The 26,745-nt window shown below is 62.6% G+C and carries 22 protein-coding genes; 9 read left to right on the top strand and 13 right to left on the bottom strand.

What is annotated here, in order from left to right; all coding sequences use genetic code 11:
* Positions 1-107: 107 nt before the first annotated feature.
* A complete protein-coding gene (locus ACRARG_RS10695) occupies positions 108-977 on the top strand; it encodes a branched-chain amino acid aminotransferase (RefSeq protein ID WP_432689994.1) in 870 nt (289 codons plus the stop codon).
* 41 nt (positions 978-1,018) lie between these two features.
* On the opposite strand, the gene ACRARG_RS10700 is transcribed toward ACRARG_RS10695, so the two are convergent.
* From ACRARG_RS10700 to ACRARG_RS10730, 7 genes are all read right to left on the bottom strand, one after another.
* Positions 1,019-1,381: a hypothetical protein gene (locus ACRARG_RS10700; RefSeq protein ID WP_432689995.1), complete on the bottom strand. Its 363-nt coding sequence runs from the start codon at positions 1,379-1,381 to the stop codon at positions 1,019-1,021.
* A gap of 61 nt (positions 1,382-1,442) precedes the next feature.
* Positions 1,443-2,243, bottom strand: a complete 801-nt coding sequence (locus ACRARG_RS10705) for a pyrroline-5-carboxylate reductase family protein (protein ID WP_432689996.1) — start codon at positions 2,241-2,243, stop codon at positions 1,443-1,445.
* Between the two features lie 101 nt (positions 2,244-2,344).
* Positions 2,345-3,562, bottom strand: coding sequence for an ABC transporter permease (locus ACRARG_RS10710; RefSeq protein WP_432689997.1), 1,218 nt, complete (start codon positions 3,560-3,562; stop codon positions 2,345-2,347).
* Positions 3,563-3,567: 5 nt separating this feature from the next.
* Positions 3,568-5,163, bottom strand: coding sequence for an ABC transporter permease (locus ACRARG_RS10715; protein WP_432689998.1), 1,596 nt, complete (start codon positions 5,161-5,163; stop codon positions 3,568-3,570).
* Between the two features lies 1 nt (position 5,164).
* Entirely contained in the window at positions 5,165-5,452 is a 288-nt protein-coding gene (locus ACRARG_RS10720) for a DUF1330 domain-containing protein (protein WP_432689999.1), read from the bottom strand.
* A gap of 148 nt (positions 5,453-5,600) precedes the next feature.
* A complete protein-coding gene (locus ACRARG_RS10725) occupies positions 5,601-6,716 on the bottom strand; it encodes an extracellular solute-binding protein (RefSeq protein WP_432690000.1) in 1,116 nt (371 codons plus the stop codon).
* Positions 6,717-6,823: 107 nt separating this feature from the next.
* On the bottom strand, positions 6,824-7,921 hold the full coding sequence (locus ACRARG_RS10730) for an ABC transporter ATP-binding protein (protein WP_432690001.1): 1,098 nt from the start codon (positions 7,919-7,921) through the stop codon (positions 6,824-6,826).
* A 332-nt stretch (positions 7,922-8,253) separates the two neighbouring features.
* On the opposite strand from ACRARG_RS10730, the gene ACRARG_RS10735 reads away from it, so the two are divergent.
* Positions 8,254-9,438, top strand: coding sequence for a M24 family metallopeptidase (locus ACRARG_RS10735; protein ID WP_432690002.1), 1,185 nt, complete (start codon positions 8,254-8,256; stop codon positions 9,436-9,438).
* A complete protein-coding gene (gene argE / locus ACRARG_RS10740) occupies positions 9,435-10,592 on the top strand; it encodes an acetylornithine deacetylase (RefSeq protein WP_432690003.1) in 1,158 nt (385 codons plus the stop codon). Before ACRARG_RS10735 ends, argE begins: the two co-directional genes overlap by 4 nt.
* Before the next feature lie 7 nt (positions 10,593-10,599).
* Here the strand turns inward: argE and ACRARG_RS10745 are convergent, their stop codons facing one another.
* Positions 10,600-11,424, bottom strand: a complete 825-nt coding sequence (locus tag ACRARG_RS10745) for a sulfite exporter TauE/SafE family protein (RefSeq protein WP_432690004.1) — start codon at positions 11,422-11,424, stop codon at positions 10,600-10,602.
* Positions 11,425-11,578: 154 nt separating this feature from the next.
* Entirely contained in the window at positions 11,579-12,973 is a 1,395-nt protein-coding gene (locus ACRARG_RS10750) for an aspartate aminotransferase family protein (RefSeq protein WP_432690005.1), read from the bottom strand.
* 134 nt (positions 12,974-13,107) lie between these two features.
* Between ACRARG_RS10750 and ACRARG_RS10755 the strand changes: the two genes are divergently transcribed.
* The 5 genes from ACRARG_RS10755 to ACRARG_RS10775 all read left to right on the top strand — a co-directional run bounded on the left by ACRARG_RS10755 (position 13,108) and on the right by ACRARG_RS10775 (position 18,861).
* Complete coding sequence (locus tag ACRARG_RS10755; RefSeq protein ID WP_432690006.1) at positions 13,108-14,199, top strand: polyamine ABC transporter substrate-binding protein; 1,092 nt, start codon at positions 13,108-13,110, stop codon at positions 14,197-14,199.
* A 56-nt stretch (positions 14,200-14,255) separates the two neighbouring features.
* Positions 14,256-15,377: an ABC transporter ATP-binding protein gene (locus ACRARG_RS10760; RefSeq protein WP_432690007.1), complete on the top strand. Its 1,122-nt coding sequence runs from the start codon at positions 14,256-14,258 to the stop codon at positions 15,375-15,377.
* 298 nt (positions 15,378-15,675) lie between these two features.
* Positions 15,676-16,566 carry an ABC transporter permease subunit gene (locus ACRARG_RS10765; RefSeq protein WP_432690008.1) on the top strand — a complete coding sequence of 297 codons (891 nt, stop codon included), beginning with the start codon at positions 15,676-15,678 and terminating at the stop codon, positions 16,564-16,566.
* Positions 16,567-16,717: 151 nt separating this feature from the next.
* Complete coding sequence (locus ACRARG_RS10770; protein ID WP_432690009.1) at positions 16,718-17,533, top strand: ABC transporter permease; 816 nt, start codon at positions 16,718-16,720, stop codon at positions 17,531-17,533.
* Positions 17,530-18,861, top strand: a complete 1,332-nt coding sequence (locus ACRARG_RS10775; protein WP_432690010.1) for an NAD(P)/FAD-dependent oxidoreductase — start codon at positions 17,530-17,532, stop codon at positions 18,859-18,861. Before ACRARG_RS10770 ends, ACRARG_RS10775 begins: the two co-directional genes overlap by 4 nt.
* Before the next feature lies 1 nt (position 18,862).
* Here ACRARG_RS10775 and ACRARG_RS10780 read toward each other — a convergent pair whose 3' ends face one another.
* From ACRARG_RS10780 to ACRARG_RS10790, 3 genes are all read right to left on the bottom strand, one after another.
* The gene (locus ACRARG_RS10780) at positions 18,863-21,964 is read right to left on the bottom strand and encodes an efflux RND transporter permease subunit (protein WP_432690011.1); all 3,102 of its coding nucleotides are present in this window, start codon (positions 21,962-21,964) and stop codon (positions 18,863-18,865) included.
* Positions 21,965-21,967: 3 nt separating this feature from the next.
* Positions 21,968-23,152: an efflux RND transporter periplasmic adaptor subunit gene (locus tag ACRARG_RS10785; RefSeq protein WP_432690012.1), complete on the bottom strand. Its 1,185-nt coding sequence runs from the start codon at positions 23,150-23,152 to the stop codon at positions 21,968-21,970.
* A 132-nt stretch (positions 23,153-23,284) separates the two neighbouring features.
* Positions 23,285-24,202, bottom strand: coding sequence for a DMT family transporter (locus ACRARG_RS10790; RefSeq protein WP_432690013.1), 918 nt, complete (start codon positions 24,200-24,202; stop codon positions 23,285-23,287).
* A gap of 124 nt (positions 24,203-24,326) precedes the next feature.
* Here ACRARG_RS10790 and ACRARG_RS10795 point away from each other — a divergent pair, with 124 nt between their 5' ends.
* The gene (locus ACRARG_RS10795) at positions 24,327-25,817 is read left to right on the top strand and encodes a malonate--CoA ligase (RefSeq protein WP_432690014.1); all 1,491 of its coding nucleotides are present in this window, start codon (positions 24,327-24,329) and stop codon (positions 25,815-25,817) included.
* 75 nt (positions 25,818-25,892) lie between these two features.
* On the opposite strand, the gene radC is transcribed toward ACRARG_RS10795, so the two are convergent.
* Complete coding sequence (gene radC, locus ACRARG_RS10800; protein ID WP_432690015.1) at positions 25,893-26,654, bottom strand: RadC family protein; 762 nt, start codon at positions 26,652-26,654, stop codon at positions 25,893-25,895.
* Positions 26,655-26,745: the final 91 nt, after the last annotated feature.

Consider the following 26,745-nt stretch of genomic DNA (forward strand, 5'->3'; position numbering starts at 1 on the left):
AGTCTTGTTGACATTCCAATATCCAACTGTTAGCGAGTCGCTGTTTTCGGCGCAACTTTATGTCCAGTGCGGACCAATAAAGCGCAATAAATGGAAAAGGTGAAGAGATGGAAGGCGCATACGACGATCGCGACGGCAAGATCTGGATGGACGGCAAACTGGTGGAATGGCGTGATGCCAATGTACACCTGCTGACCCACGGCCTGCATTACGCCTCCTCCGTCTTCGAAGGCGAGCGCTGCTACAACGGCAAGATTTTCAAAGGCGTGCAGCATTCTGAGCGCCTGCGCCGCTCCGCCCAGTGGCTCGATTTCGAGATCCCCTATACCGTCGAGGAAATCGAGAAGGCCAAGTATGACATGCTGGCCGCCAATGGCTGGAAGGACGCCTATGTCCGCGCCGTCGCATGGCGCGGCTCGGGCGAGGACATGGGTGTCTCCGCCAAGCGTAACCCGGTCCGTCTGGCCATCGCCGGCTGGGAATGGGGCAATTACTATGGTGACGCCAAATTCAAGGGCGCCAAGCTCGACATCGCCAAGTGGAAGCGCCCCTCGCCCGAGACGATCCCCGTGCATGCCAAGGCCGCCGGCCTCTACATGATCTGCACCATGTCCAAGCACGCGGCCGAAGCCAAGGGCTGCTCCGACGCGCTCTTCATGGATTACCGCGGTTACGTGGCCGAGGCGACCGGCGCCAATATCTTCTTCGTTAAGGACGGCGAGGTGCACACGCCCAAGGCCGACTGCTTCCTCAACGGCCTGACCCGTCAGACGGTCATCGGCATGCTGGAGGACAAGCAGATCAAGGTCCACGAACGTCACATCATGCCGGAAGAGCTGGAAGGCTTCGAACAATGCTGGCTGACAGGCACCGCGGCCGAGGTGACCCCGGTGGGCCAGATCGGCGACTACAACTTCGAGGTCGGCGCCCTCTGCCGTGACACGGCGGAAAGCTACGAGAAGCTCGTGCGCGCCTGATCGGAAAGGCGGCCCTCCCGGGGGCCGCCTAACACCCCTGATTATTTAACAGTAATGGCGATCGGGTCGCCGAAGATATCGACCATGACCTGACCGGGCGTCTCGGCGACGAAAATGGCTTCGATGGCCGGGGTCTTGCCACCGCAGCTCTTTGAATTGCGTGTACCGGGTTTACCGGCGACAATGCGCCCGACACCCAGCTTGCCATAACGCTGTTCCATTTTCTTGATCTGCGCCTTTGTTGGCATGGCGCCGCATTCGCCGCGCATCCCATGTACCACCATCGCCTGCCCCACCTTCAGGCTGACTTTCTTCTGATACTTGATTTTGTTCTCGGCCTGAGCGGCGCCGGCAACAGCCCCCAGCACGACTGAAGTTAAAATAGCTTTTCTGAGAATCGACATGTCCTGAAACCTCTGTGGCAATCGTATCTGCAGGTTCAGAGTGCACTCATGTCCGCAACCGTCAACTTAAATCCGTATGACTCCCCATGACCCGGGCCTTTTCCTTCGCCGCCTCCAGCCCGGCCGCAATCCCCTCCGCCACCGGTCTCTCCATCATCGCCAGCAATCCCGCCGCCGTGGTCCCCGCGTAATCCACCATGGCCTGCACCTGCGCGGCGGGCGTCTCCGGCCATTCCTTCAGCGCGGCCCCTGAGGCCTGGAACAGCTGCCGGACCGCCCGGTCCGCCACATCCTCCGGCATGCCCTGCGCCACCGCCGCCTCCACCATGCAGGCGGCGTAATAAGCGACAAACCCGGGCACCGGCCCGGTCAGCGCGCAGAAGACATCCATCAATGGCTCCTCCGTTACCTCGTCGACCATACCGCAGGGGGCAAAGACCGCCCGGATCATCGCCCGGTCCGCCTCCGTCACAGCTGTGGTGGCGCAAAATGACGAATGCGCCAGCCCCAGCTCGGCCACGGGGCTCGACATGCCGCGTGCAATGCGGCCTGTCCCCGTCTTCTCCGATATTGCGGCGATCGTCACGCCCGCCATGACGGAGATGACCAGCTTCCCCTCCGCCCGCAGCTCAAGCGCTCCGAATTGCGCCGGCGGCACCGACAGCAACACGACGTCGCAGGTCTCGGCCAGCGCCTGAGCAGAGCTGGTCACCGTGACATCCGGAAAATCCTCGAACCCGTCGCGCCGCCCGTCCCTGTTGGCAATCCACAGATCGCCCGCGGCCACGCCACCATTCCTCAGATGCGCAAAGGCAATGGCCCGCCCCAGCTGACCACTGCCCCCGACAATCCCCAGCTTCATACCGCCCCCCTGCTTCATCTTTCCCGAAATACTCCGGGGGTGGCCGACACATGCCTGCATGTGTCGGCAGGGGGCAGCGCCCCCACCCGGGTCGGCGGGCGTCAGCCCGGCGACATGCCTCTGAGCCGCTCCGACCGCCGCCGCAGGATCTCCAGCGTCATCAGCAATGCAATGGAAATACAAACGAGGATCGTCGCCACCGCCAGGATCGTTGGCGAAATCTGCTCCCTGAGCCCGATGAACATCTGCCACGGCAAGGTCTTCTGTGCGGCCGAGCCGACAAATAGCACCACCACCACCTCGTCAAACGAGGTGATGAAGGCAAATAGCCCCCCGGAAATCACCCCGGGCAGAATGAGCGGCATCTGCACCCGGAAGAAGGTCGTCACCGGATCCGCCCCCATATTCGCCGCCGCCCGCGTCAGCGACCGGTCAAAACCCACCAGCGTCGCCGTCACCGTGATGATGACAAAGGGGATACCCAGCACGGCATGGGCGAGGATCACCTTGATATAGCCGACGATCGACTTCGACATGCCGATCGTATCTTCCAGAAAGTTCCCCAGCGTGGAGTAGAAGAAGAACATCCCCGTGGCCGAAATGATCAGCGGCACAATCATCGGCGAGATCAGGATCGCCATGATCGGCCGCTTGAACGGCACATGGGACTGCGACAGGCCGATGGCTGCCAGCGTGCCCAGTGAGACGGAGATGATCGTCGCGATTGGCGCGATGATCAGCGAATTCTTCAGCGCCAGCTGCCAGTCCGACGTATTGAAAAAGTCGCGATAGTGCTTGAGGGAATAGCCTTCAGGGTCGAGCCGCAGCATCTCCGGCGTGAAGGTAAAGAAATCCTCTGCGTTAAACGACAGCGGCAGCACCACCAGAACCGGTGTAATCAGGAAAATGAAGATCGCACCGCAGAGGAACAGGAAGAAGTTCCACCACAGCGTCTGACCCGGCGTATAATAGATCGGCACGGAGTCGCGATAGGTGCCACGCCCGATCCAATAGGCAAACCACCCCAGGATCGCCCCGATGATCGCCCCGCCGACAGCGCCGCCCAGCCCGCCGAACAGCAGCCCGGCGATGGCAAATGCGGCAATCACGCCCCAGCGGCCCACGATCCGGTTCGGCACCATGGTGTTCAGCGCCCAGCCGAGCGCGGCGCCAAAAATCACCCCCAGCACCAGCCCGATCAGCGGCTGCCCGACGACATTCCCGGTCAGGAACCCGAGGATCAGGCCCAGCCCGGCCACCATCGGCACGGTGAATTTCATAAGCTCGGGCGCGCCCTTTTCAACGGTCATATCGCTCATCTCGGTCACCCCAGCTTCACGTTGTCGATGCCCACGATCTTGTCATAGGCCCAGTAGAGGATCAGCACGACCGCCAGCAGGATTGTTCCCAGCGCCGCCGCCAGCCCCCAGTTGAGCGAGGACGAGATGTGATAGGCAATCCGGTTGGAGATGAACGTGCCGGTGTTGCCGCCCACGATCTCCGGCGTGATGTAGTAACCGATGGCCAGGATGAAGACGAGGATCGACCCCGCCCCGATGCCCGGAACCGATTGCGGGAAATAGACCCGCCAGAAGGCGGTCCAATTGGTCGCCCCCAGCGACTTGGCCGCCCGCAGGTAGCTGGGCGGGATCGTCTGCATCACCGAATACATCGGCAGGATCATGAAGGGCAGCAGGATATGCGTCATCGCCACGATCGTGCCGAACTGGTTGTTGATCATGACAAGGCGGCCGCTGTCGGACACGAGCCCCAGCCAGACCAGCACGTCATTGACCACGCCCTGCTGCTGCAGCATGACCTTCCAGGCTGAGGTCCGTACAAGCAGCGACGTCCAGAAAGGCAACAGCACAAGGATCATTAGCAGGTTCGCCTGCCGCATCGGCAGGTTAGACAGCAGCCAGGCGACCGGATAGGCCAGCAGGATACAGGACCCGGTTATGACCAGCGACATGAACAGGGTACGTTTGAAAAGCGTGCCGTAAATCTGCTGGTTTTCCGGCCGGAGCTCGATGCCATCCGGCGTCAGCTGGCGGTCGACTGAATTGACAAAATAGCCCGAAGTCACGCGCGGCGAATAAAGCTGAATCGTCTTCCATACATCGAGGTTTTCCCAGTCCTCGTCGGCATCCGCAAACTGTGCCTGTAGCTCCACGGATTCAAAACCGGGCGCCGCTGAGGCCGCGGCTTTCAGAAGGGCATCCCCACCCGAAACATCAGCCCCGTTGGCCAGCTCGTGCCAGAGCACGGCGAACATTAGGTCCGGGACACCCTCCTTGTTCAGGTCGTCGCCCTCTTCCTCGATAAGATCGACATATCGCGCCCAGGATCGCTGCGTCAGAGGGAGCGCGTCACCAGCATCGCCGCTGACCACTGCAGCCCAGGTCTTGGGGGCCTCCCAGACTGGATCGAGCGCGACAAACTGATCGGTATAGATGTCCGTATCGAACCGGTCGACACTTCGCCCGGTCTTGCGGAATAGCGACGACATTCCTGTCAGCTCGTAATTCAGCCGGGTGCCGAGACGGGTGTGTTCCTTTTTCTCGCTGGCGAACCACATGTCTGTGTAGAAGGCGATCCAGACATCATCGCCCGGCAGCTCGCTCCCCTCTTCATTCCAGTCGGCCAGCGCGAGCACCGTCTCCGAAAGGGTATCGGCTACGATATCGTTTTTGACCGAGCGCAACAGCATGTCGCCGATCGGGATCACAAAGGTCACCATCACGAAAATCAGCAGCGGCGCGATCAGCATCAGCGCCCGAAGTTTTTGCCGCCGCAGCGCCCGTCCCAGCGATTTCTTCAGTGGCGTACCATCCGCGGACAGCATAGGTCCGGTATGGGCAGCATCGGACCGTCTGGCCGCGTCAGGAGTTTGCCCGGATCCGGCGATTTGATCGGTCATTTCAGACACCCTCCACGAGGATTATGTCACTTTCGGCGGTGGCGAGACGGATCTGCACCACCTCTTGATATTCGGGGGAATGATAGGCGCTTTTGGCGTCCTCGAAACTGGGGAACTCGATGACCACGTGCCGATCTTTGACAGGACCTTCGGGCGCCTCCGACGCTCCGCCGCGAACGACAAACCGCCCGCCATAGCCTTCGAGGATGGGCGTGTCCCGCTCCACATACTCTTTGTAGGCCTCAGGGTCTTTTACCGTGATATGGCCGATGATGTAGCCTTTCGGCATGTGGTCGTCCCCGATTGTTATGTAGTGATGGGTGGGAACCACCCATCCTACGTTTGCCCCGGCTGCCCGGAGAAGGGTGGACGGACCCCGTCCACCCCTGTGTCATATGCGTAGGATGGGTGGTTCCCACCCATCCATCTCGGCCAGATTACTGACCAAGCCACGCCTGGAATTTTGCGTCCAGATCGTCGCGATAGTCCGCCCACCAATTGTAGTTATTCACAAAGGTGTTTTCCGCATTGTTGGGATCGGTGGGCATATGCGGCGCCATTTCAATCCCCAGCTCAGCATGCGTGCTGACCAGCGGTGCGGAGGACGCACGCGCCGGGCCGTAGGAAATATATTTCGCCTGATCGGCCAGACGCTGCGTGTCCGTTGCAAAACTCACAAAGTCCATGACACGTGCCAGACGCTCGTCGCTCAGACCGGTCGGGATAACCCAGCCGTCCAGATCGAACATCTGCCAGTCCCAGGCCATTCCGATCGGCTGGTTCTGCTCAACGATGGCAGAGAACAGACGACCGTTATAGGCGGACCCCATGAAGATCTCGCCATCAGCCAGCAGCTGCGGCGGCTCGGCCGATGCGGACCACCAGATGGTCTGGTCCTTGATCGTGTCGAGCTTGGCAAATGCCTGTGCCTGACCTTCTTCGGTTTCCAGAACGTCATAGACGTCTTCATAGGCCACGCCGTCACACAGCAGCGCCCATTCCATGTTGGCGATCGGCTGTTTGTTCAGCGCGCGCTTGCCCGGATATTTCTCCAGATCGAAGACATCGCAGGCGCCGGTCGGCGGCTCGGTGCCTTCGGGAACCATATCGGTGCGATACCCGAAGGTCGTGGAAAAGACGATCTGCGGGATGAAGCAATCGCTGACAAGCATGTCGCCAAAGTCATCCGAAGCCGATGTCCCATCGGGTGCCGCGGCAAGAGCCTCGTCCGCGTCGATTTCCATCGCCAGACCTTCATCGCACAGGCGAATCGCGTCAGCGGCCTCCACATCGACAAGATCCCAGGTGATGTTGTCGGCTTCGTTCTGAGCACGCAACTTGGCCACCGCTTCGGACGAGGATTCATCCCAAACGATATTCACGCCGCTATTCATCTCCTGATAGGGCTCGACATAGGCTTTCTGCTGCGAGGCCTGATAGGCGCCGCCCCAGGACACAAGCGTCATGTCGCTTGCCATGTGGCTTTCAGCAAAAGCCGCGCCAGCTGCAACGGTCAGAGCCGTCGTAGCCAGAAGGGTTTTGGTCAGTTTCATAGGTACTGGTCTCCCTGATTACCCCGTTTTCGGGTTTGGTTAGCCTTGCGCCACGGGTCGGACGGGCAGGCTACTGTGATCGGCGTTGTGACACGCCGAAACTCGATTTACGCGTCCAGCGCGTGGCAGTCGGTCGGCAGCCAGCCGATCTCGATCTCCTGCCCGGGCTTCAGCCGCACCTGGTCGGGCGCGTTCCGCGTCTTGATGACGAAATCGTCCTTGCCCGCGACCTGTAGCCGCGTGCGGAAGATGTCGCCCATATAGATGAACTCGCGCACCGTGGCCTTGAGCGTATGCGCGCCCTCGGCCAGACGGTCCTTGTTGTATTCCACACGTTCCGGCCGGATCGATACCTTGGTCCGGTCACCGGGTTTGGACACGTTCACCGCCTTGGCGTCGATCATCTCGCCACCGTCCAGTTGGACCGTGCACAGACCGCCCTCGATCGATTTGACCGTGCCTTCCATTGTGTTGTTCTCGCCGATGAACTGCGCCACGAAACTGTTCTGCGGGCTTTCATAAAGCTCATCCGGCGGCGCCAACTGCTGGATGCGGCCATCGTCGAACACGGCCACGCGGTCCGACATGGTCAGCGCCTCGGTCTGGTCATGGGTCACGTAAACCGTCGTGATGCCTAGGTTATGGGCAAGGCTCGTGATCTCGAACTGCATATGCTCACGCAGCTGCTTGTCGAGCGCGCCCAGCGGTTCGTCCATCAGCACCAGCTCCGGCTCGAACACGAGCGCGCGGGCCAGCGCGATCCGCTGCTGCTGACCGCCCGACAACTGCGCAGGGCGACGGCCACCAAAGGCCCCCATCTGCACCATGTCGAGCGCGCGTTTCACCTTCGCCTCGCGGTCCGACTTGCCCATCCGCCGCACTTCCAGCGGAAAGGCAAGGTTTTCGGCCACGGTCATATGCGGGAACAGGGCATAGTTCTGGAACACCATGCCGATCCCGCGTTTATGCGGCGGGATGTTGTTGATGGGCCTGCCATCCAGCTTGATCTCGCCATGTGTTGCGGTCTCGAACCCCGCGAGCATCATCAGGCAGGTGGTCTTCCCGGACCCCGAGGGTCCCAGCATGGTCAGAAATTCACCCTTCGGCAGGGACAGGTTCAGGTCTTTGACGACAAGTGTCTCACCGTCATAGCTTTTCTGCACGCGCTCGAACTCGACGAACGCATCGTTTGTCACATCAGCCAAAAGAGGCTCCCCGTTGTCTTGTCGCGGCTTTTGCCGCTGTTCTGCCCCCAATAAAGACTCCGCAACGCTGGCCTTGCAACCGGAAGGCGGCCATTTTTGCTCAATTCGCGACCAAAAACGGCGATTGACTGACCAATTAGTCCGCACTTGCCAAAAGTCACATTCTTTCCAGACCATATGACAGGCACGCCGGATGCAAATGGCGCCTCCGGGCTGAGTCGTGTCGCACCCGGATTTGCTATCGGGCGCGGGACGTGGTTCGCTTGTTTCAGGACCACGGTAAAACACATCCTGGGTCCGGAATGCAAATCACCCAGCCCACAGGTCCTTGAATGATCTCCAAGAACATCCCCTTTTCGCCCGAGGAATATCAGCGCCGCCTGGCCAAGACGCGCGCCGCGATGGAGGCCAAGGGGATCGAGGTGCTCTGCGTGACCGACCCGTCGAACATGTCCTGGCTGACCGGCTATGACGGCTGGTCTTTCTATGTGCATCAGGGGGTTGTCGTTTTTCTCGACCGCGATCCCTGGTGGTGGGGCCGCAGCCAGGACCGCAACGGCGCCATCCGCACGGTCTGGATGGAGGACAGCCGCGCCTATGGCTACGCCGACCATTTCGTCCAGTCGACGGAACGCCACCCGATGGAGGAACTGGCCGCCCAGCTGCGCGCCATGGGCGTGGCGACCGCCCGGATCGGGGTGGAGATGGAGAATTACTATTACTCCGCCAAGGCCCATGCGGTCCTGACCCATGAACTGCCCGACGCGACCTTCCTTGACGGCACGGCGGTGGTGAACTGGTGCCGCACCGTGAAATCCGACGAGGAGCTGGGGTTCATGCGCAAGGCCGCCCGGATCTCCGAAAAGATCGTCGATGGCTGGCTGGAGCGGGTCGAGCCCGGCGTGCCAAAAAACCATGTCGTGGCCGAGATCATGCGCGACGCCGTTCTGGGCGTGGACGATGCCTGGGGCGATTACGCCGCCATCGTGCCGCTGCTGCCTTCCGGGTCTGACGCCGCTGCCCCGCACCTGACATGGGACGGCCGCCCCTTTGCCGAAGGGGAGGCGACCTTTTTCGAGATCGCAGGCTGCTACCGCCGCTACCACATTCCTTTCTGCCGCACCGTCTTCCTCGGCGAACCGCCCGACCTCTTCAAACATGCCGAGGCCGCGCTGGTCGAAGGGCTGGAGGCCGGGCTGGAGATCGCCCGCGCCGGCAACCGCGCCTGCGACGTCGCCAATGCCCTCGCCGCACCGCTGGAGGCCGCGGGGATCACCCGTGGCGCCCGTTGCGGCTATCCGATCGGGCTCAGCTACCCGCCGGACTGGGGCGAACGCACCATTTCTCTGCGGTCCGAAGACGAGACGATCCTTGAGCCCAATATGACCTTCCACTTCATGCCCGGCCTCTGGATGGCCAACTGGGGGCTGGAAATCACCGAGTCGATCCGCATCACCGAAGACGGCCCCGCCGAATGCTTCTGTGACCGCCCGCGCGAGATGTTCGTCAAGAAATGACCGACCTCAGCACGACAAAGGACATTCTGAAGGACCTCATCGCCTTTCCCACCATCTCTGCCGACGGCAATGTGGAGATGATCGGCCATCTCGCCAACCGCCTCGGCGATCTGGGCGCGGCGGTGGAAATCCAGTGGGAAGACAGCGGCACCAAAGCCAACCTGCTGGCCCGGTTCGGCCCCGACGCGCCGGGCGGCATCCTGCTGTCGGGCCATTCCGACGTAGTGCCGGTAGAGGATCAGGCCTGGAACTCCGACCCGTTCGAGATGATCGAACGCGACGGCAATCTATTCGGCCGCGGCACCTGCGACATGAAGGGCTTCATCGCTGCCTGTGTCGCCATCGCCCCCCGCCTGACCGGCGATCTGCGTCGCCCCGTCCATATGGCTTTCACCTATGACGAGGAAACCGGCTGCCTCGGCGCCCGCAACCTCCAGACCCTGCTGGCAGATCGGGAGGCGCGCCCGACCCTCGCCATCATCGGCGAACCGACGATGATGCGCATCATCGAGGGGCATAAGGGCTGCTGCGAATATACCACCCGATTCACCGGGCTGGAGGGGCACGGATCCCGCCCCGAACTGGGCGTCAACGCGGTCGAATATGCCGTACGCTACATGTCCCGCCTGCTGGAGCTGCGCGAGAGCCTGAAACACCGCGCCCCGCCCGGATCGGCGTTCGAGCCGCCCTGGACCACGATCAACCTCGGCCGTCTGCACGGCGGTCACGTCCACAACGTCATCCCCGGCCGGGCCGAGGTCGACTGGGAAATGCGTCCGGTGCAGGAGAGCGACCGGACCTTCGTCCGCACCGATATCGAGGATTACGTGGCCAACACCCTCCTGCCGGAGATGCGCCGCACCCATCCGCAGGCCGATATCGTGACCGATATCATCGGAGAGGTCGCCGGGCTGGAGCCGATGGACGACAATGCCGCCCGTGACCTCGTCGCCCGGCTGACCGGCGCAAATGGCACCGATCTGGTGTCCTTCGGGACAGAGGCCGGGCTTTTCCAGCAGCTGGGCATGTCGGCGGTGATCTGCGGCCCCGGCTCCATCGCGCAGGCGCACAAACCCGACGAATTCATCGCACTGGACCAGTTGGACCAGTGCCTGACCATGCTGCACGGGCTGGCGGATCAGGTCGCGGCCTGACCCCGCCTTATCCGAGATACGCCTTCCGCAGCATATTCAGCGCAACAAGGATCAGGAACCCCCCGAACACCCGCTTCAGCGGCTTCGGATCCAGCGCATGGGCCAGCCTGACCCCCAGCGGCGCGGTCAGCAGGGTCATCGCGATCACGACGAAAAACGCCGGGATATTCACCGCGCCCACGCTGAAGGGCGGGCGCGAGGCCTCCCCGATATCCAGCAGCAGGAACCCGATGGCAGACGGCACGGCGATCAGCACGCCGAACCCGGCGGCGGTCGCGACGGCCCGGTGGATCGGCACGTTATGCAGGCTCATCATCGGCACACCGAAACTGCCGCCGCCAATCCCCATCAGCACCGACAGGAAGCCGACCGCCGGGGAATAGAGGTATTTCTTGGGCCCCTGCGGCATCTCCTCCGCCAGCCGCCAGTCGCTTTTGCCGAAGGCCATATAAAGCCCGATGACCAGCGCCAGCACGCCAAAGATGACCTGCAGCGCCAGCGACCGGAGCGAGGCGGCAGCCACCACCCCGATGGCCGATCCGATGACGATCCCCGGCGCCCAGCCTTTCAGAATGTCCCAGTCGACCGCCCCCTTGCGGTTATGGCTCAGCACGGATCGGACAGAGGTCACGATGATCGTCGACAGCGAGGTCGCAAGACAGACCTGCATCAGCTGCGGCCCGTCATAGCCCATCATCTGGAAGGTAAAGAAGAAGGCCGGCACGAGGACAATGCCGCCACCGACCCCCAACAACCCCGCCAGCACCCCGGCAAAGGCACCGATGATGGCGACGAAAACAAGCAGTTCGATCAGCAGGGTGGTATCGGGCAATGTTCTCTCCGGTATTCTATCTGTCCCTGACGCGGGTATCAGCCCAACGCCAGCCCAGCCAAGTCATCACATTGGATTGACGCCGGTCATATGTCCCGCCCGGCGGCAAGGCCGGGCAGCGATGACCATCCACGGACGCCACGGCGGAGCAATATCACCCAGCCTGCCACAGCCCCGCATCCTTCACGGCCGCCATGCCTTCGTCCAGCGACTGCCAGGCGCGCGCGATCAGCGTGTCGATCTCGGATTTGGAGATCACCAGCGGCGGAGAGATGATCATCCGGTCATAGACATGCCGCATGATCAGGTTGTTCTTGAAACACCGCTCCCGCACCATGTAGCCGACCGTCCCGGCATCCGCCGCAAAGGGCGCGCGCGCGGATTTGTCCGGCGTCAGCGCGATGGAGCCCATCATGCCCACGATCTTGGCCTCACCCACCATCGGATGGTCGGTCAGGCTCTCGAACTTCTCCTTGAGGTAGGGCGCCGTTTCCTCCCGCACGCGGTCGACGATCTTTTCCTCTTCGAGGATCCGCAGGTTCTCCAATGCGACGGCGCAGGCCACCGGGTGGCCAGAATAGGTATAGCCGTGGTTGAACTCGCAGGCCCCGATCACCGCCGCAACCTCGTCCGACACGATCGACCCGCCGATCGGCTGATAGCCCGAAGACAGCCCCTTGGCGATCGTCATGATGTCCGGCTTCAGATCCAGGGTCTGCGACCCGAACCACTGACCCGTCCGGCCGAACCCGCAGATCACCTCATCCGCGATGAAAAGGATGTTCCGCTCCCGGCAGATGCGCATGACCTCCGGCCAGTAGGTCTCCGGCGCCACGATCACCCCGCCCGCGCCCTGCACCGGCTCGGCGATAAATGCCGCAACGTTATCTTCGCCCAGCTCGTCGATCTTGGCCTCCAGCTGGCGCGCGCGCTCCAGCCCGAACTCCTCGGGGGACATGTCGCCACCCTCCGCCCACCAATGCGGCTGGTCGATATGTTCGATGCCCGGGATCGGCATGCCGCCCTGCCCGTGTATCCCTTTCATACCCCCCAGCGAGCCGGACCCGACCGATGACCCGTGATAGGCATTCCAGCGGGAGATCACGATCTGCTTCGACGGCTTGCCCTTCTCCGCCCAATAGGTGCGCACCATCCGCAGATTGGTATCGTTTGCCTCTGACCCCGATCCGGCAAAGAAGACGTGGTTCAGATCACCCGGCGCCAGCTCTGCCAGCTTTGCGGACAAGGCGATAACCGGCACATGCGAGGTCATGAAGAAGGTGTTGTAATAGGGCAGCTCCCGCATCTGCCGCGCCGCGGCTTCGGCCAGCTCGTCCCGCCCGTAGCCGACATTGACGCACCAGAGCCCCGCCATCGCATCGAGGATCCGCTCCCCCTCGCTGTCGCGCAGCCAGACGCCATCCGCCCCGGTGATGATCCGCGCGCCCTTGGAGGCGATATCTGTCTGGGTCGAAAACGGATGCATGTGATGCGCGGCATCCAGCGCCTGAAGCTCGGCCGTGGGCATGTGGTTGGTGATCGGCTGCATGAAATTCTCCCAAAGTCGGATCTGGCGCGACGCTACGCCCGTGAAAGCCAAATGACCATATTGCAACGCATGCAATTTGTTGCTTGGATCACTCCCCGAGGACGCTACCTACAGACGTCCAACGGGAGACCATAATGACCAAGTCACTCACAACGCTTACCGCCGTCCTGGCCCTTGGCGCATCCGCCGCCATGGCCGAGGAGGTGCACGTCTATAACTGGTCGGATTACATCGACGAAGAACTTCTGACGAAGTTCGAGGAAGAGACGGGCATCGACCTGATCTACGATGTGTTCGACAGCAACGAACTGCTGGAGACCAAGATGCTCGCTGGCGGCTCCGGCTACGATGTCGTCGTGCCCACCGGCACCTTCCTGCAGCGCCAGATCATGGCCGGATCCTTCCAGCCGCTGGACAAATCCAAGCTGACCAACCTGGAAAACATGTGGGACGTGATCCAGGAACGGACCGATGTCTACGATCCGGGCGGGGAGTATTCGATCAACTACATGTGGGGATCGACCGGCATCGGCGTGAACGTCGGCAAGGTGACCGAAATCCTTGGCGAAGATGCTCCGATCAACTCACTCGCGCTGCTCTTTGATCCCGCCAACGCCGAAAAACTCTCGGCTTGCGGCATTCATCTGCTTGACGCCCCGACCGAAATCATTCCCGCCGCGCTGACCTATGCCGGCTGGGAAGGTGGTCCGGATGATCACAGCGAAGAGGCGCTGGCAAAAGCGGAAGAAGTCATCGCTGCAATCCGTCCCTACGTTCAGAAGTTCCACTCTTCCGAATATGTCAACGCGCTGCCCAATGGCGATATCTGCGCCGTTCTGGGCTGGTCCGGCGACGTGCTGATCGCGCGGGACCGGGCAGCCGAGGCGGACAACGGGATCGAGATCGCCTACAATATTCCGTCCGAAGGCGCGCTGATGTGGTTCGACCAGATGGCAATCCCTGTCGATGCCCCGAACCCCGAAGGCGCACACAAGTTCCTGAACTTCATCATGGACGCCCAGAACATGGCCGCCGCGTCGAACTATGTGTACTACGCCAACGGCAACAAGGCGTCGCAGGAATTCCTTAACGAGGACGTGATCGGCGATACCGCCATCTACCCCGATGAGGCCACGCTGGAGAACCTCTACACGGTGACCCCCTTCGACGCGAAGGAACAACGGGCCCTGACCCGGACCTGGACCAAGATCAAGTCCGGCACCTGATCCAAAGACCGGCCCGCACCATCCCCGGTGCGGGCCAATTCATTTCCCGAGGCCCCATGCCCCAAAAAATCTTTGCCCCCTGGGACGATCCGGACGAGAAACCTCTGATCCGGTTCAAGAACGTCACCAAGCAATTCGGTGATTTTACGGCCATCGACGGCATAGACCTCGACATCTACACCCGCGAATTTTTTGCCCTGCTGGGCCCCTCGGGCTGTGGCAAGACCACGCTGATGCGGATGCTGGCGGGGTTTGAGACGCCGAGCTCCGGCGTCATCGAACTGGCCGGTCAGGACATCGCGCCCGTGCCGCCCAACCAGCGCGCAGTCAACATGATGTTCCAGAGCTACGCACTTTTCCCGCATCTTTCTGTCTGGGAAAACATCGCCTTCGGGCTGAAGCGCGAGGGCAAGGACAAAGGCACGATCGAGACCCGCGTCTCCGAAATGCTGAAACTCGTGCGGCTGGAGAAATTCGCCCGCCGCAAACCGCACCAGATCTCCGGCGGTCAGCGTCAGCGCGTGGCGCTTGCCCGGTCGCTCGCCAAGGCACCGAAACTTCTGCTGCTCGACGAACCGCTTGGCGCGCTGGACCGCAAACTGCGCGAAGAGACGCAGTTCGAACTGATGGATATTCAGGAAAAGACCGGCACCACCTTCGTCATCGTCACCCATGACCAGGAAGAGGCGATGACCGTCGCCTCCCGCGTGGCGGTGATGGACGAGGGCAAGCTGATGCAGGTCGCCACGCCCGACCGTATCTACGAGGCGCCCAATTCCGTCTATGTCGCCGACTTCATCGGCGATGTGAACATCATCGAAGGCAAGGCGCACCAGACCGGCGACAAGCTCCAGATCGACTGGGCCGAAGGTCAGCCCGCGCTTTTTGCCACCACCGACAAGAATTTCGGCATGGGCCAGACCTGCCACCTGGCGATCCGGCCGGAAAAGGTCGCGATCTCGGCCGAACGGCCGCAGGGCGCCAATGTGCTGGAGGGCGAGATCCTGGATATCGCCTATCTCGGCAATATCTCCACCTATCACGTCAAGCTGCCGACCGGCCATGTGATCAAGGCCCAGCAGGCCAACACCCGCCGCATCTCCCGCCGTCCCTTCACCTGGGAAGACAAGGTCTGGATCAGCTGGTCCGACAGCGCCGCCGTGGTGCTGGATCAATGAGCGCGCGAGCAAACGCTATCTTTGTCCGCCGCCCTTCGCGTGGTTCGTCAGAACGGAGGGCCGCGCCCGACCCTGGGAGGGCGCACCGCGACGCTTGTGGTCTGCGATTTATCTCAAAAGCATTGGACGACGTTTTTTTGGAGAATGACATCACCAATGCGCCCTCCCGGGGGGAGGGTCGGGCGCGGCCCGGGCTGGTCGCCCGTGCCAATGTCAAAATCGAAGCTGCTTTCTCTATTCTTGCACATCTTGCATCGAAGCTGCTCCCCACTCGCCTGTCAGATCAGGAGGTCCCCTCATGCGCCGTCTGATCTTGATCGCCATTCCCTATGTCTGGCTGCTGCTGCTCTTCCTGATCCCCTTCCTGATCGTGGTGAAGATCTCGCTCTCGGACGTGGCGCTGGCCCGCCCGCCCTATTTCCCGCAGCTCGACCTCTCCGCAGGCTGGACCGGGATAAAAGAGTTCTTCCAGGAACTGGACTTCGAGAATTTCACTTTCCTCGCCTCCGACAGCCTCTACTGGAAGGCCTATCTCTCCTCGCTTAAGATCGCGGTGATCTCCACTTTCCTGACCCTGCTCGTCGGATTCCCGGTCGCCTACGGCATGGCCCGGGCGCCGGAGGAATGGCGCGCGACGCTGATGATGCTGGTGATCCTGCCCTTCTGGACCAGCTTCCTGATCCGGGTCTATGCCTGGATGGGGATCCTCAGCCAGAGCGGCCTGCTAAACACCTTCCTGCTCTGGCTCGGCGTGATCGACCAGCCGCTGATCATCCTCAACACCGACATCGCCGTCTATATCGGCATCGTTTATACCTACCTGCCCTTCATGATCCTGCCGATCTATGCGGCCCTCGAAAAGCTCGACGGCTCCCTTCTGGAAGCGGCGGAGGATCTGGGCTGTTCGCGCACCTCCGCCTTCTGGCTGGTCACCGTGCCACTGTCGAAACAGGGCGTGATCGCGGGCTGTTTCCTCGTTTTCATCCCGGCCATCGGGGAGTTCGTCATCCCCTCGCTGCTGGGCGGATCGCAGACGCTGATGATCGGCAAGGTGCTGTACGAGGAGTTCTTCTCCAACCGCGACTGGCCCGTGGCCTCCGCCGTGGCGGTGATCCTGCTGCTGATCCTGATCATCCCCATCGTGCTCTTCCAGCGCAACGAACAGAAACAGCGGGAGGCCGAAGGATGAACCGGGGCGATTTCCGGATGGGTGAAATCACCCATCCTACACCAGCGTCGAGCCGGAGTATGGTAACCCGTAGCATGGGTGATCTCACCCATCCCGATTACCCGCTGGCCCCCTGCACCCACCCTCGCTGGGCCGCGACCGGAGACGCCGCATGACCAAGCTCTCCCGCTTCAATGTCGTCTCCCTGACGCTGGGCTTTGCCTTTCTCTACCTGCCGATGATCATCCTCGTGATCTATTCCTTCAACGAGTCAAAGCTCGTGACGGTCTGGGCCGGGTTTTCCCCCAAATGGTATGGCGAGCTGATGCGGAACGAGGCCTTCCTCGACGCCGCAGTGGTCACGCTGAAGGTGGCAGTGATGACCTCCACCCTCGCCACCATCCTTGGTACCTGCGCGGCCTATGTGCTGGTCCGCATCCACCGCTTCCCGGGCCGGACGCTCTTTTCCGGCATGGTCTATGCGCCGCTGGTGATGCCCGACGTGATCCTTGGCCTGTCGCTGCTTCTGCTTTTCATCGGCATCAACCTCGACCGGGGCGTGCTGACCATAGTTCTGGCGCATACGACCTTTGCCATGTGTTATGTCAATGTCGTCGTCACCTCCCGCCTCGTGGCCTTCGATGCCTCGCTGGAGGAGGCCGCGCTCGACCTCGGCGCCACCCCGTGGGAAACGTTCCGCCTTGTCACCCTGCCGATCATCGCGCCCGCCGTTATCTCCGGCTGGCTCTTGGCCTTTACCCTGTCGCTGGACGATCTGGTGATCGCATCGTTCACCGCGGGTCCGTCCTCGACCACCCTGCCGATGAAGATCTTCTCCGCCGTCCGCCTCGGCGTCTCGCCGGAGATCAACGCGCTCTCGACCATCATGATCGGAATCGTGACGGTGGGCGTGATCGCGGCCTCCCTCATCTCCAAACGCGCCGCCGTGCAGCGGGCGAAGGAAGAACGGGCCGCAGACCGGACATGAAGCGCATCTACGGGGCCTTTGCCTATTCCCGCGGGCCCATCGACGCCTGCCACTGGGCCCGCGCCGTCCCGGACGCGATCCTGACGGCCCCGCCGGCGGAGGGCCGGATCCGCACCCGTGTCGCGGTGATCGGCGGCGGCTACACCGGCCTCAACGCAGCGCTGCATCTGGCGGAGGACGGGGAGGTCGTCACGCTATTGGACGCCGCCTTCCCGGGCTTCGGCGCCTCTGGCCGCAACGGCGGCTTCTGCTGCCTTGGCGGGTCGCGCGCCACCGACCGGCAGCTGGCCCGATACGGCGATCCGAAGGATGTGAGACGAGCTGAGAAAGCCGCGATCGACCATGTCTCCACCCTGCTCGACCGCCTTGGCATAGACGCCGACCGGCAGGACCACGGGGAGGCAATCGTTGCCCATTCCCCCGCCATGGCCGCGTCCCTGCCCGCGCTGGCAGAGGAATTCGCGAAGGATTACGACACGACACCCAGGGTCATCGCAGGCGACGAAATGGCCGCCAATGGCATGGCCGGGCACTGGCATGGCGCCCTGTCGGTGCCGCTGGGCTTTTCCCTGCATCCCCGCAAATACGCCTCGGGCCTGCTGCGTGCCGCGCAGGGCGCCGGTGTCACCGTCCATGCCGAAAGCCCCGTTACACGGATCGAACAGAGCGGCGGCACCTTCACCCTGACCACGCCCAATGCGACCGTAGAGGCAGACCGCCTGATCCTCGCCACCAATGGCTACACGTCAGAGGATATCCCCAGCTGGGTCCGCGCCCGCACCCTGCCCGCACAAAGCTCTGTCATCGCCACCCGGCCAATGACCGACGAAGAACTGCAGGCGCAGGGCTGGACCACAAGGCAGATGGCGTACGAAGACCGCCGCCTGCTGCATTACTTCCACCTGACGCCCGACAATTGCATGGTCTTCGGCCAGCGCGGCGGGCTGATCACCTCTGCCGCCAATGACGCCCGCGTCGCCCTGCATGTCCGCCGCGATTTCGACCGCGCCTTCCCGGCCTGGCGCGGGATCGAGACGCCCTCGACCTGGTCCGGCATGGTCTGCCTGACGGCGAACCTGACCCCCTATTGCGGCCCGATCCCCGGCATGCCCGGCGCCTTTGCCGCCTTTGGCTATCATGGCAACGGGGTCGCCATGGGCAGCTACCTTGGCATGATCCTTGCCGACCTCGCCGCCGACCGCAGCCCGCGCGCGCCCCTGCCCGCCGCCTTCAGCGCACTGCCGAAACGCTTCCCGCTGGGACCGCTGCGCCGGGCATGGCTCGCTGCCGAATATGGCTGGGCCCAGCTGACCGACCGCGCCGCCTAGGTCACGCCGTGCCGCGCCGGCGGAAGATCCGCATGATCAGCACGTAAAGCCCCGGCACCATGAAGATCCCGAGGAAGGTCGAGAAGATCATCCCGCCGATCACCCCGATCCCGATGGCATTCTGCGCCCCCGCCCCGGCACCCGAGGCCGTCGCCAGAGGCAGCACCCCCAGAATGAAGGCGAGCGCCGTCATCAGGATCGGACGGAGACGCAGCCGTGCCGCCATGACCGCCGCCTCCGCGATGGATTTCCCCTCTGCCCGCAGGCTTTCGGCAAATTCCACGATCAGGATGGCGTTCCGCGCCGCGAGACCGATGGTCGTCAGCATGCCCACCTTGAAATAGACGTCATTCGCCTGCCCGAACCACCAGGCCGCCACCAGCGCCCCCAGAACGCCCACCGGCACCGACAGCATCACCGCAAAGGGAATTGTCCAGCTTTCGTAAAGCGCCGCGAGGGCGAGGAAGACCACCAGCACCGAGATGGCATAAAGGAACGGCGCCTGCGACCCGGATTGCTGTTCCTGATAGGACAGCCCCGTCCAGGCCAGCCCGTAGCCGCCGTCCAGCTCCGCCACCAGATCCTGCATCAGATTCATCGCCGTGCCGGTGCTAACATTCGCCGCAGCCGATCCCGAAACCTCAATCGCCGCCGTCGCCTCATACCGCTGCAGCGTTGGCGCCACCGGCTCCCACCGGGTGGTGATGAAGGACGAAAACGGCACCATCTCTCCGGCACTGTTGCGCGCAAACCAGTCAAAGATATCGTCGGGCTGCATCCGGTACTCTGCCGCCGCCTGCACGATCACCGGACGCAGGCTGTCGCCCAGCACAAAATCGTTCACTTCGCTGCCCGCAAAGACAACGGAGAGCATGGCGTTCACCTCTGACAGCGACAGGCCCAGGCTCTCCATCTTCTGCTGGTCGATATCCATGCGCAGCGCGCTCTGGGTATCGGTGCCATCGACGCGGACATTGGTCAGCTCCGGCACCTGCGCCGCGCGCTCTTCCAGCTGTTTCGCGGCCTCCTGCAACGCCTCCACCCCGCGCGCCCCCTGATCGACAAGGTAGAAGGAGAAGCCGCCGGTATTTCCCAGCCCCCGGATCGCCGGCGGCTGCATCACAAACACCCGTCCCGCCCGGATGGAGGAGAACTTGCGATTGGCCCGCGCAGCAATGGCAGAGGCGGCAAGCTCCGGATTGCCCGCCCGCGCCTCGAAATCCTGCAGCTTGACGAAGAGGATCGCCCGGTTCTGCCCGCTGCCCCCGAAAGAGAAACCGAGGTTGCCGAAGGTTGCCGCAACCGCTTCGGATTCGTCCTCCAGCAGGTAGCGGTTCACCTGTTCCATGACCTCGCGCGTCTGCTGGGATGTCGCCCCGTCATCCAGCGTGATGATCGTCATCAGCGTGCCCTGATCTTCGGTGGGGATGAATGACGATGTGATCCGGCCAAGCGTCGTGTAGGCGCCAAACCCGATCATCGCCAGAACCACCACCATAATCGCGGGCCATTTCACCGACCGTCCGACCACCGCAGCGTAAAAGCCGGTAAACCCGTCCAGCGCAGCGTTGAACCAGCGCGCCGGAGCAAACCGCGTGGGCCCGGATGATTGCTTCAACAACCGCGCCGACATCGGCGGCGACAGGATCAGCGCGATCAGCAGCGACAGCGCCATGGCGGTGACCATGGTCAGCGAAAACTGCCGGTAAATCACGCCGGTTGAGCCCGGAAAGAACGCCATCGGCAGGAAAACCGCCGCCAGAACCACGTTGATGCCGACGAGGGCAGAGGTGATCTGCCCCATGCTTTTCGCCGTCGCCTCCCGCGCGGGCAGACCCTCGTCATGCATCAGTCGCTCGACGTTTTCGACCACCACAATGGCGTCATCCACCAGCAGGCCGATCGCCAGCACCATGGCAAACATGGTCAGCGTGTTGATCGAATAATCCGCCACGTAAAGCATCGCCAGCGTGCCCAGCAGGACCACCGGCACAGTGATCAGCGGGATCAGCGTCGCGCGCCAGGATTGCAGGAAAACGATCAGCACGATCAGAACGAGGATCACCGCTTCGACCAGAGTATGCTCCACCTGCTCGATCGACAGCTCGACAAAGGGGGAGGTGTCGTAGGGAATGCGGAATTCCAGCCCGTCCGGCAAGGCCGGCTCGATCCGCTCCAGGGTTTCCTGCACCAGTCTGGACGTATCCACCGCATTGGCCCCGGTTTCGAGGTTCACGCCGAACCCGGCGGCGGGCTGGCCGCTGAAAAACGTCTCGCGCCCGTAGCTCTCCTGCCCGATTTCAACCCGGGCAACATCGCCCAGCCGGACGGTCGCGCCGTCCGCATCGGTCTTTAAGAGAATCTGCTCGAATTCCTCGGTAGAGGTCAGCTGGCTCTGCGCCGTGATGGTCGCCGTAAACTGCTGACCCGTTATCGTCGGCTGATCCCCAAGCGACCCGACCGACACCGTCGTGTTCTGACGCTCCACCGCCGAGACGACATCCGAAGGCGTCAATTGGTACCGCGCCAGCGACAGCGGGTCGAGCCAGATACGCATCGCGTAGCTGGTCCCGAAGGTATTGATCCCGCCGACGCCCTCGGTCCGCTCCACCTGCCCCTCGACCAGAGAGTCCATGATATCGCCCAGCTGCAGCGTCGTATAGCTGCCCGAGGGGTCCACCAGCGCCCCGATCATCAGGAAAGAGGAGTTCGACCGCGACACGGTCACCCCCCGTTGCTGGACCGAGGAGGGCAGCTGCCCCTCGACCCGGCTGACCTTGGACTGCACCTCGTTCTGCGCATCGATCGGATCGACCGACCCGTCGAAGGTCAGCGTCAGACGTGCACTGCCCTTGGACGAGGAGCTTTCCATATAAAGCAGCCCCTCGATCCCGGTCATCCCCTCCTCGATCACCCGCGTGACGGAGTTCTGCACGGCCGTCGCCGTCGCCCCGGTATAGGTGGCCGAGACCCGGATCGTCGTCGGCGCAATATCGGGATATTGCGACACCGGCATGGAGATCAGTGCCCAGCCACCGGCGAGCATGGTCATGATGGACAGCACCCAGGCAAAAACCGGGCGTCCGATAAAGAACTGTCCCATGCCTCAGCCGTCTTTCTTCTGGTCGTCCACCGTGTCGGAGGCATCGACCTCCCGCACCACACCATCCTCGGAAATGGTGACCGGCACCGGCGTCACATCGGCCCCTGCCCGCAGATTGGTCAGCCCGTCCACAATCAGCAGATCTCCGGGCGAGACACCGTCCCGCACGATCCAGGCATTCTGATAGTTGCCCTGCTCTGTCAGCGTCCGTTTCACCGCCTTGCCGCCTTCGGCCACAAAAGCCGTCAGCACACCGTCGGCCGTGCGGGAGGTCGCGCGCTGCGGCACCAGCACCGCATTGACCGACCCGATGGTGACCTCGACCCGCAGGAACTGACCGGGCAGAATCCGCCGCTCGGGGTTTGAGAACTTCAGCCGCAGGGACGTCGTGCCGGTCGTTGTGGACACGGTTGTGCCGGGCGACACGAACTCGCCCTCTCTCTCGTAGGTCCGCCCGGTCTCAAGCTGAAGCGAAAGCCCGACCGACTCTCCCTGTTTCACCGTACCTTCGGCGATCATGTCGCGGGTTTCCTGGATGCGGCGGGCGGATTGTTCGATATCGACATAGATCGGATCGATCCGGGTCACCGTGGTCAGGGCATCGGTCTGGTTGGCCGTCACGATCGCCCCGACCGAGACAGTGGAAAAATCCGCCAGACCCTGAATCGGGCTGGTGATCAGCGTGCGATCCAGATTGAGCCGCGCCATGTCCCGCGACGCCTCTGCCGCGCTCAGATCCGCCTCGGCCTGGGCCACGGAAACCCGCGCCGATTCCAGCGTTTCGGCGGTAATCGTCGTACCGCGAAGCTTTTCGTACCTGTCAAAGACATTGCGCGCGGCATCATAGGCCGCCTCTGCCCCGTCGACCGCGGCATTCGCCGATTTCAGATCGGCCTCATAGGTATCGCCGTCAATCCGGAACAACGGATCGCCAACCTCCAGCGGTCGGCCGGGCTGATACAGAATTTCGGCAATGACCCCTGCGACCCGCGGGCGGATATCCACCTGTTCAAAGGCAACGGCCCGCCCCGGAACGGTCACGGCAAAGGGCACGTCTTCGGACCCGAGGGCCAGCACGCCAACCGCCTTGGGACCTGCCGACCCCGTGGCCTGCTGTGCCACAACGGCACCTGTCGGGCAAATTGCGAAAATAAGAAGGGCAAATGCCGCGTTCAGAAATCTGTTCATTTTGGTGTTCCGTTCGGATCTGCGCCGGATGCGCCATACAGCTTGTACGTTACGGACAGAAATTTCCGTCTCACAATTTTGTTCGTACGGCGATCCGGGTCGATTTTTCGCGGCGCGCCAAAGCCCGGACGCTTAGCCGTGCGGCGTTTTCACCTGCCGCGCCTTGCCGCGCATCAGGCCCAGATGACGTTCACGCAGGATAATGATAATCCCCGCCGCGATGATCAGCGTCGCACCAAGCAGCATCTGGATCGTCGGCACTTCGGAGAAGAACACATAGCCGATCAGGATGGCAAACAGCATAGAGGTATAGTCGAACGGCGCCACCAGGCTCGCATCGGCGTAACGGTAGGCCGTGGTCAGGCAGATCTGGCCGATCCCGCCAACCACGCCAAGCACCACCAGCATCACAAAGGCGCCCGCATCCGGCATGACCCAGCCAAACGGCAAGGTCAGCAGCGACATCACGGCAGAGGTGCAGGTGAACCAGAAGACAATGGCCGAGACCTGTTCGCTGGCCACCATCTTGCGGATATAGATCTGCGCCAGCGCGCCGCAGACCGCCCCCAGCAGGACAATGATGGCACCGACCGCCTCCATCGTCTTGATCGTGTCGCCCCCCAGCGAGGTCACGCGCGGCGCAAGGATGATCAACACCCCGACCAAACCAAGCGCGACGGCCCCGATCCGGAAAATCCCCACCTTCTCGTTCAGGAACATCGCGGCGAAGACGACAACAAGCAGCGGCATGGCATAGCCAAGCGCCGTCACCTCTGGCAGCGGCAGAAAGGTGAGACCGGCAAACATAGACCCCATGGCGCAGGTCCCGACAAAGCCGCGCCAGAAATGCGACATCGGGTTCTGTACCTTCAGTCCGGTGCGCAAATCGCCCCGCATCGCCAGCCAGCCCAGGATCACCGGCAGGGCAAAGACCGAACGGAAAAAGACAGACTGTCCCGGTGGCACATCTGCCGCCTTGACCAGCGAGCTCATGACGATGAAGCACAGCACCGCCACCAGTTTGAACATAATTCCACGCAGTGGCTGCATCAGTTTCGTCCCGGCTTGAAGACCCAGCCATATCCTGCCCCGGGGTCAGGTCAATCGCCAAGCCGCACTTGCATTTTCCGCCTGCCCCACTCTTTATGCCCCAGCGACTGCCCGGGAGGACCTGATGTACGAAGCCAATCATCTCTGCGCTCAACTGGCGCGCCATGCCGTCCTGACCCCGGATCACCCTTTTGCGCAACGTCCCGGTCTGAGCACCGTCAGCTACGGCGCGCTCTTTGATGGCGCGGAACGTATGGCAAAGGCGCTGACCGCGCTTGGCCTTGAACCCGGTGACCGCGTCGCCGTCCAGGTCGACAAAAGCGTAGAGGCGATCCAACTCTACCTTGGCACCGTATTGGCGGGGGGCATCTTCCTGCCGCTCAATACCGCCTATACCGATGCCGAACTTGGCTATTTCCTGACCGATGCCACGCCCCGCATCGTCGTCTGCGATCCTGGGCGCCTGGCCGGCATCACGGCGATCGGCCAGGGCCATGTCCTGACGCTCGCCGGCGATGGCACGGGCACGCTGACCGACGCCCTGCCCGAGACCCCCGGGTTCGAGGCCATCGAACGGGCGGAGTGGGACCTCGCCGCGATCCTCTACACCTCCGGCACGACGGGCCGGTCCAAAGGCGCGATGCTGAGCCATGGCAACCTCGCCTCGAACGCAGAGGTGCTGCGCGAATACTGGCGCTTCACCCGCGATGACGTGCTGATCCATGCCCTGCCGATCTTCCATACCCACGGTCTTTTCGTCGCCACCAACACGGCGCTGATCGCGGGCTCCTCCACCGTCTTCCTGCCCAAATTCGACCCGGAGGCGATCATCGCCGCCATGCCCGGGGCCACCGCGCTGATGGGCGTTCCGACCTTCTACACCCGGCTGCTCTCCGACCCGCGCGTCACACCGGAACTGGCGGCGAACATGCGGCTTTTCACCTCCGGTTCTGCACCGATGCTGGTGGACACGCATGAAAAATGGCTCGCCCGCACCGGCCACCGGGTGCTGGAACGCTACGGCATGACCGAAACCAACATGTCCACCTCCAACCCCTATGAGGGCGAACGCCGCATGGGCACCGTGGGCTTCCCCCTGCCCGGGGTGGAGCTGCGCATCATGGGCGATGGCAAAGAGCTGACCGACGGTGAGATCGGCGTGATCGAGGTGCGCGGGCCCAACGTCTTCCAGGGCTACTGGCAGATGCCCGAAAAGACCGCGGAAGAGCTGAAAGAGGACGGCTGGTTCATCACCGGCGACCTGGCCACCCGCGATGCGGAGGGCTATGTGACGATTGTTGGCCGCGGCAAAGATCTGATCATTTCCGGCGGCTTCAACGTCTACCCGAAAGAGATCGAGGCAATCATCGATGACCTTCCCGGCGTCACCGAAAGCGCTGTGATCGGCGTGCCCCATCCCGATTTTGGCGAAGCTGTCGTCGCCGTCGTCGTGGGCGAGACCACGCCCGAGGCCCTGACCGCCGCGCTGACCGAAAAACTGGCCAGGTTCAAGCAGCCCAAGGCGGTCTACATCGTCCCCGAACTGCCCCGCAACACCATGGGCAAGGTCCAGAAAAAAGCCCTTCGCGATGAATATGCAGGGCTTTTTGCCTGACCAGATGGCCTTTCGGGAGCGCTGACCCTTGCGTGGCATCCCCTGCGCCCCCGCCCCCCGCAGCCGCAAAGGCTGTCAGAGCAAGCCGTTGGACCGGAAACTGAATTCCCGCGATTTGCCGATGATCAGATGATCGTGGATCGTGATTCCCATGACCTCGGCTGCGGCAGCGATCTGACGGGTCATGTCGATATCGCTGTCCGACGGCGTCGGATCGCCGGACGGATGGTTATGCACAAGGATGAGGGCAGAGGCATTCACCTCCAGCGCGCGTTTCACCACCTCCCGGGGATAGACCGGAACGTGATCCACCGTACCTTTGGCCTGTTCCTCATCGGCAATCAGTATGTTTTTGCGGTCCAGAAAGAGGATGCGGAACTGCTCCGTCTCCCGATGGGCCATCGCCATGTGGCAATAGTCGACCAGCGCATCCCAGGACGAAATCACCGGCCTGTTCATGAATTTGGACCGGGCAAGACGCTGCGCCGCAGCCTCGATCAACTTCAGGTCACTGACCACGGCCGCGCCGACATCCGGCACCTGCATCAGCCTGTCCGGCGATGCGGTCAGCACCGCGCTGAAATTGCCGAACCGGTCCAGTAAGGTCCGCGCCAGGGGTTTCATGTCACGTCGGGCATTGGCCCGGAACAAAACCATTTCCAGCAGTTCGTAATCCGGCATCGCCTCTGCCCCGCCCTGCAGAAGCCGGTCGCGCAGGCGGGCCCGATGGCCGGAGATATAGGAGGGCAAACGCCCCTTCGGCAGCGGCACCTCCGCCGCTTCTTCAGGGTCGAACAGGGGCAGCAATGCGTCGTCGATGTCGGGCGGCTGGGACATGAGCCGACTGTGGTGCCGAAACGGTTAAATCAGTGTTAACGGCAACGCCCCGCGCGACGACATCTGGCGCAAAAATAAGGCCCGGCAACGG

This window comes from Pseudooceanicola profundi (assembly GCF_050897955.1).
Taxonomy (GTDB): domain Bacteria; phylum Pseudomonadota; class Alphaproteobacteria; order Rhodobacterales; family Rhodobacteraceae; genus Pseudooceanicola.

What these genes read in the sequence shown, in the direction of transcription:
- ACRARG_RS10720 (WP_432689999.1), bottom strand. Translation starts at nt 5,452, where the DNA reads ATGCCGAAAGGCTACATCATCGGCCATATCACGGTAAAAGACCCTGAG.
- ACRARG_RS10695 (WP_432689994.1), top strand. Translation starts at nt 108, where the DNA reads ATGGAAGGCGCATACGACGATCGCGACGGCAAGATCTGGATGGACGGC.
- ACRARG_RS10785 (WP_432690012.1), bottom strand. Translation starts at nt 23,152, where the DNA reads ATGAACAGATTTCTGAACGCGGCATTTGCCCTTCTTATTTTCGCAATT.
- ACRARG_RS10710 (WP_432689997.1), bottom strand. Translation starts at nt 3,562, where the DNA reads ATGAGCGATATGACCGTTGAAAAGGGCGCGCCCGAGCTTATGAAATTC.
- ACRARG_RS10760 (WP_432690007.1), top strand. Translation starts at nt 14,256, where the DNA reads ATGCCCCAAAAAATCTTTGCCCCCTGGGACGATCCGGACGAGAAACCT.
- ACRARG_RS10700 (WP_432689995.1), bottom strand. Translation starts at nt 1,381, where the DNA reads ATGTCGATTCTCAGAAAAGCTATTTTAACTTCAGTCGTGCTGGGGGCT.
- ACRARG_RS10770 (WP_432690009.1), top strand. Translation starts at nt 16,718, where the DNA reads ATGACCAAGCTCTCCCGCTTCAATGTCGTCTCCCTGACGCTGGGCTTT.
- ACRARG_RS10725 (WP_432690000.1), bottom strand. Translation starts at nt 6,716, where the DNA reads ATGAAACTGACCAAAACCCTTCTGGCTACGACGGCTCTGACCGTTGCA.
- ACRARG_RS10790 (WP_432690013.1), bottom strand. Translation starts at nt 24,202, where the DNA reads ATGCAGCCACTGCGTGGAATTATGTTCAAACTGGTGGCGGTGCTGTGC.
- ACRARG_RS10775 (WP_432690010.1), top strand. Translation starts at nt 17,530, where the DNA reads ATGAAGCGCATCTACGGGGCCTTTGCCTATTCCCGCGGGCCCATCGAC.
- radC (WP_432690015.1), bottom strand. Translation starts at nt 26,654, where the DNA reads ATGTCCCAGCCGCCCGACATCGACGACGCATTGCTGCCCCTGTTCGAC.
- ACRARG_RS10750 (WP_432690005.1), bottom strand. Translation starts at nt 12,973, where the DNA reads ATGCAGCCGATCACCAACCACATGCCCACGGCCGAGCTTCAGGCGCTG.
- ACRARG_RS10765 (WP_432690008.1), top strand. Translation starts at nt 15,676, where the DNA reads ATGCGCCGTCTGATCTTGATCGCCATTCCCTATGTCTGGCTGCTGCTG.
- argE (WP_432690003.1), top strand. Translation starts at nt 9,435, where the DNA reads ATGACCGACCTCAGCACGACAAAGGACATTCTGAAGGACCTCATCGCC.
- ACRARG_RS10795 (WP_432690014.1), top strand. Translation starts at nt 24,327, where the DNA reads ATGTACGAAGCCAATCATCTCTGCGCTCAACTGGCGCGCCATGCCGTC.
- ACRARG_RS10735 (WP_432690002.1), top strand. Translation starts at nt 8,254, where the DNA reads ATGATCTCCAAGAACATCCCCTTTTCGCCCGAGGAATATCAGCGCCGC.
- ACRARG_RS10755 (WP_432690006.1), top strand. Translation starts at nt 13,108, where the DNA reads ATGACCAAGTCACTCACAACGCTTACCGCCGTCCTGGCCCTTGGCGCA.
- ACRARG_RS10715 (WP_432689998.1), bottom strand. Translation starts at nt 5,163, where the DNA reads ATGACCGATCAAATCGCCGGATCCGGGCAAACTCCTGACGCGGCCAGA.
- ACRARG_RS10780 (WP_432690011.1), bottom strand. Translation starts at nt 21,964, where the DNA reads ATGGGACAGTTCTTTATCGGACGCCCGGTTTTTGCCTGGGTGCTGTCC.
- ACRARG_RS10705 (WP_432689996.1), bottom strand. Translation starts at nt 2,243, where the DNA reads ATGAAGCTGGGGATTGTCGGGGGCAGTGGTCAGCTGGGGCGGGCCATT.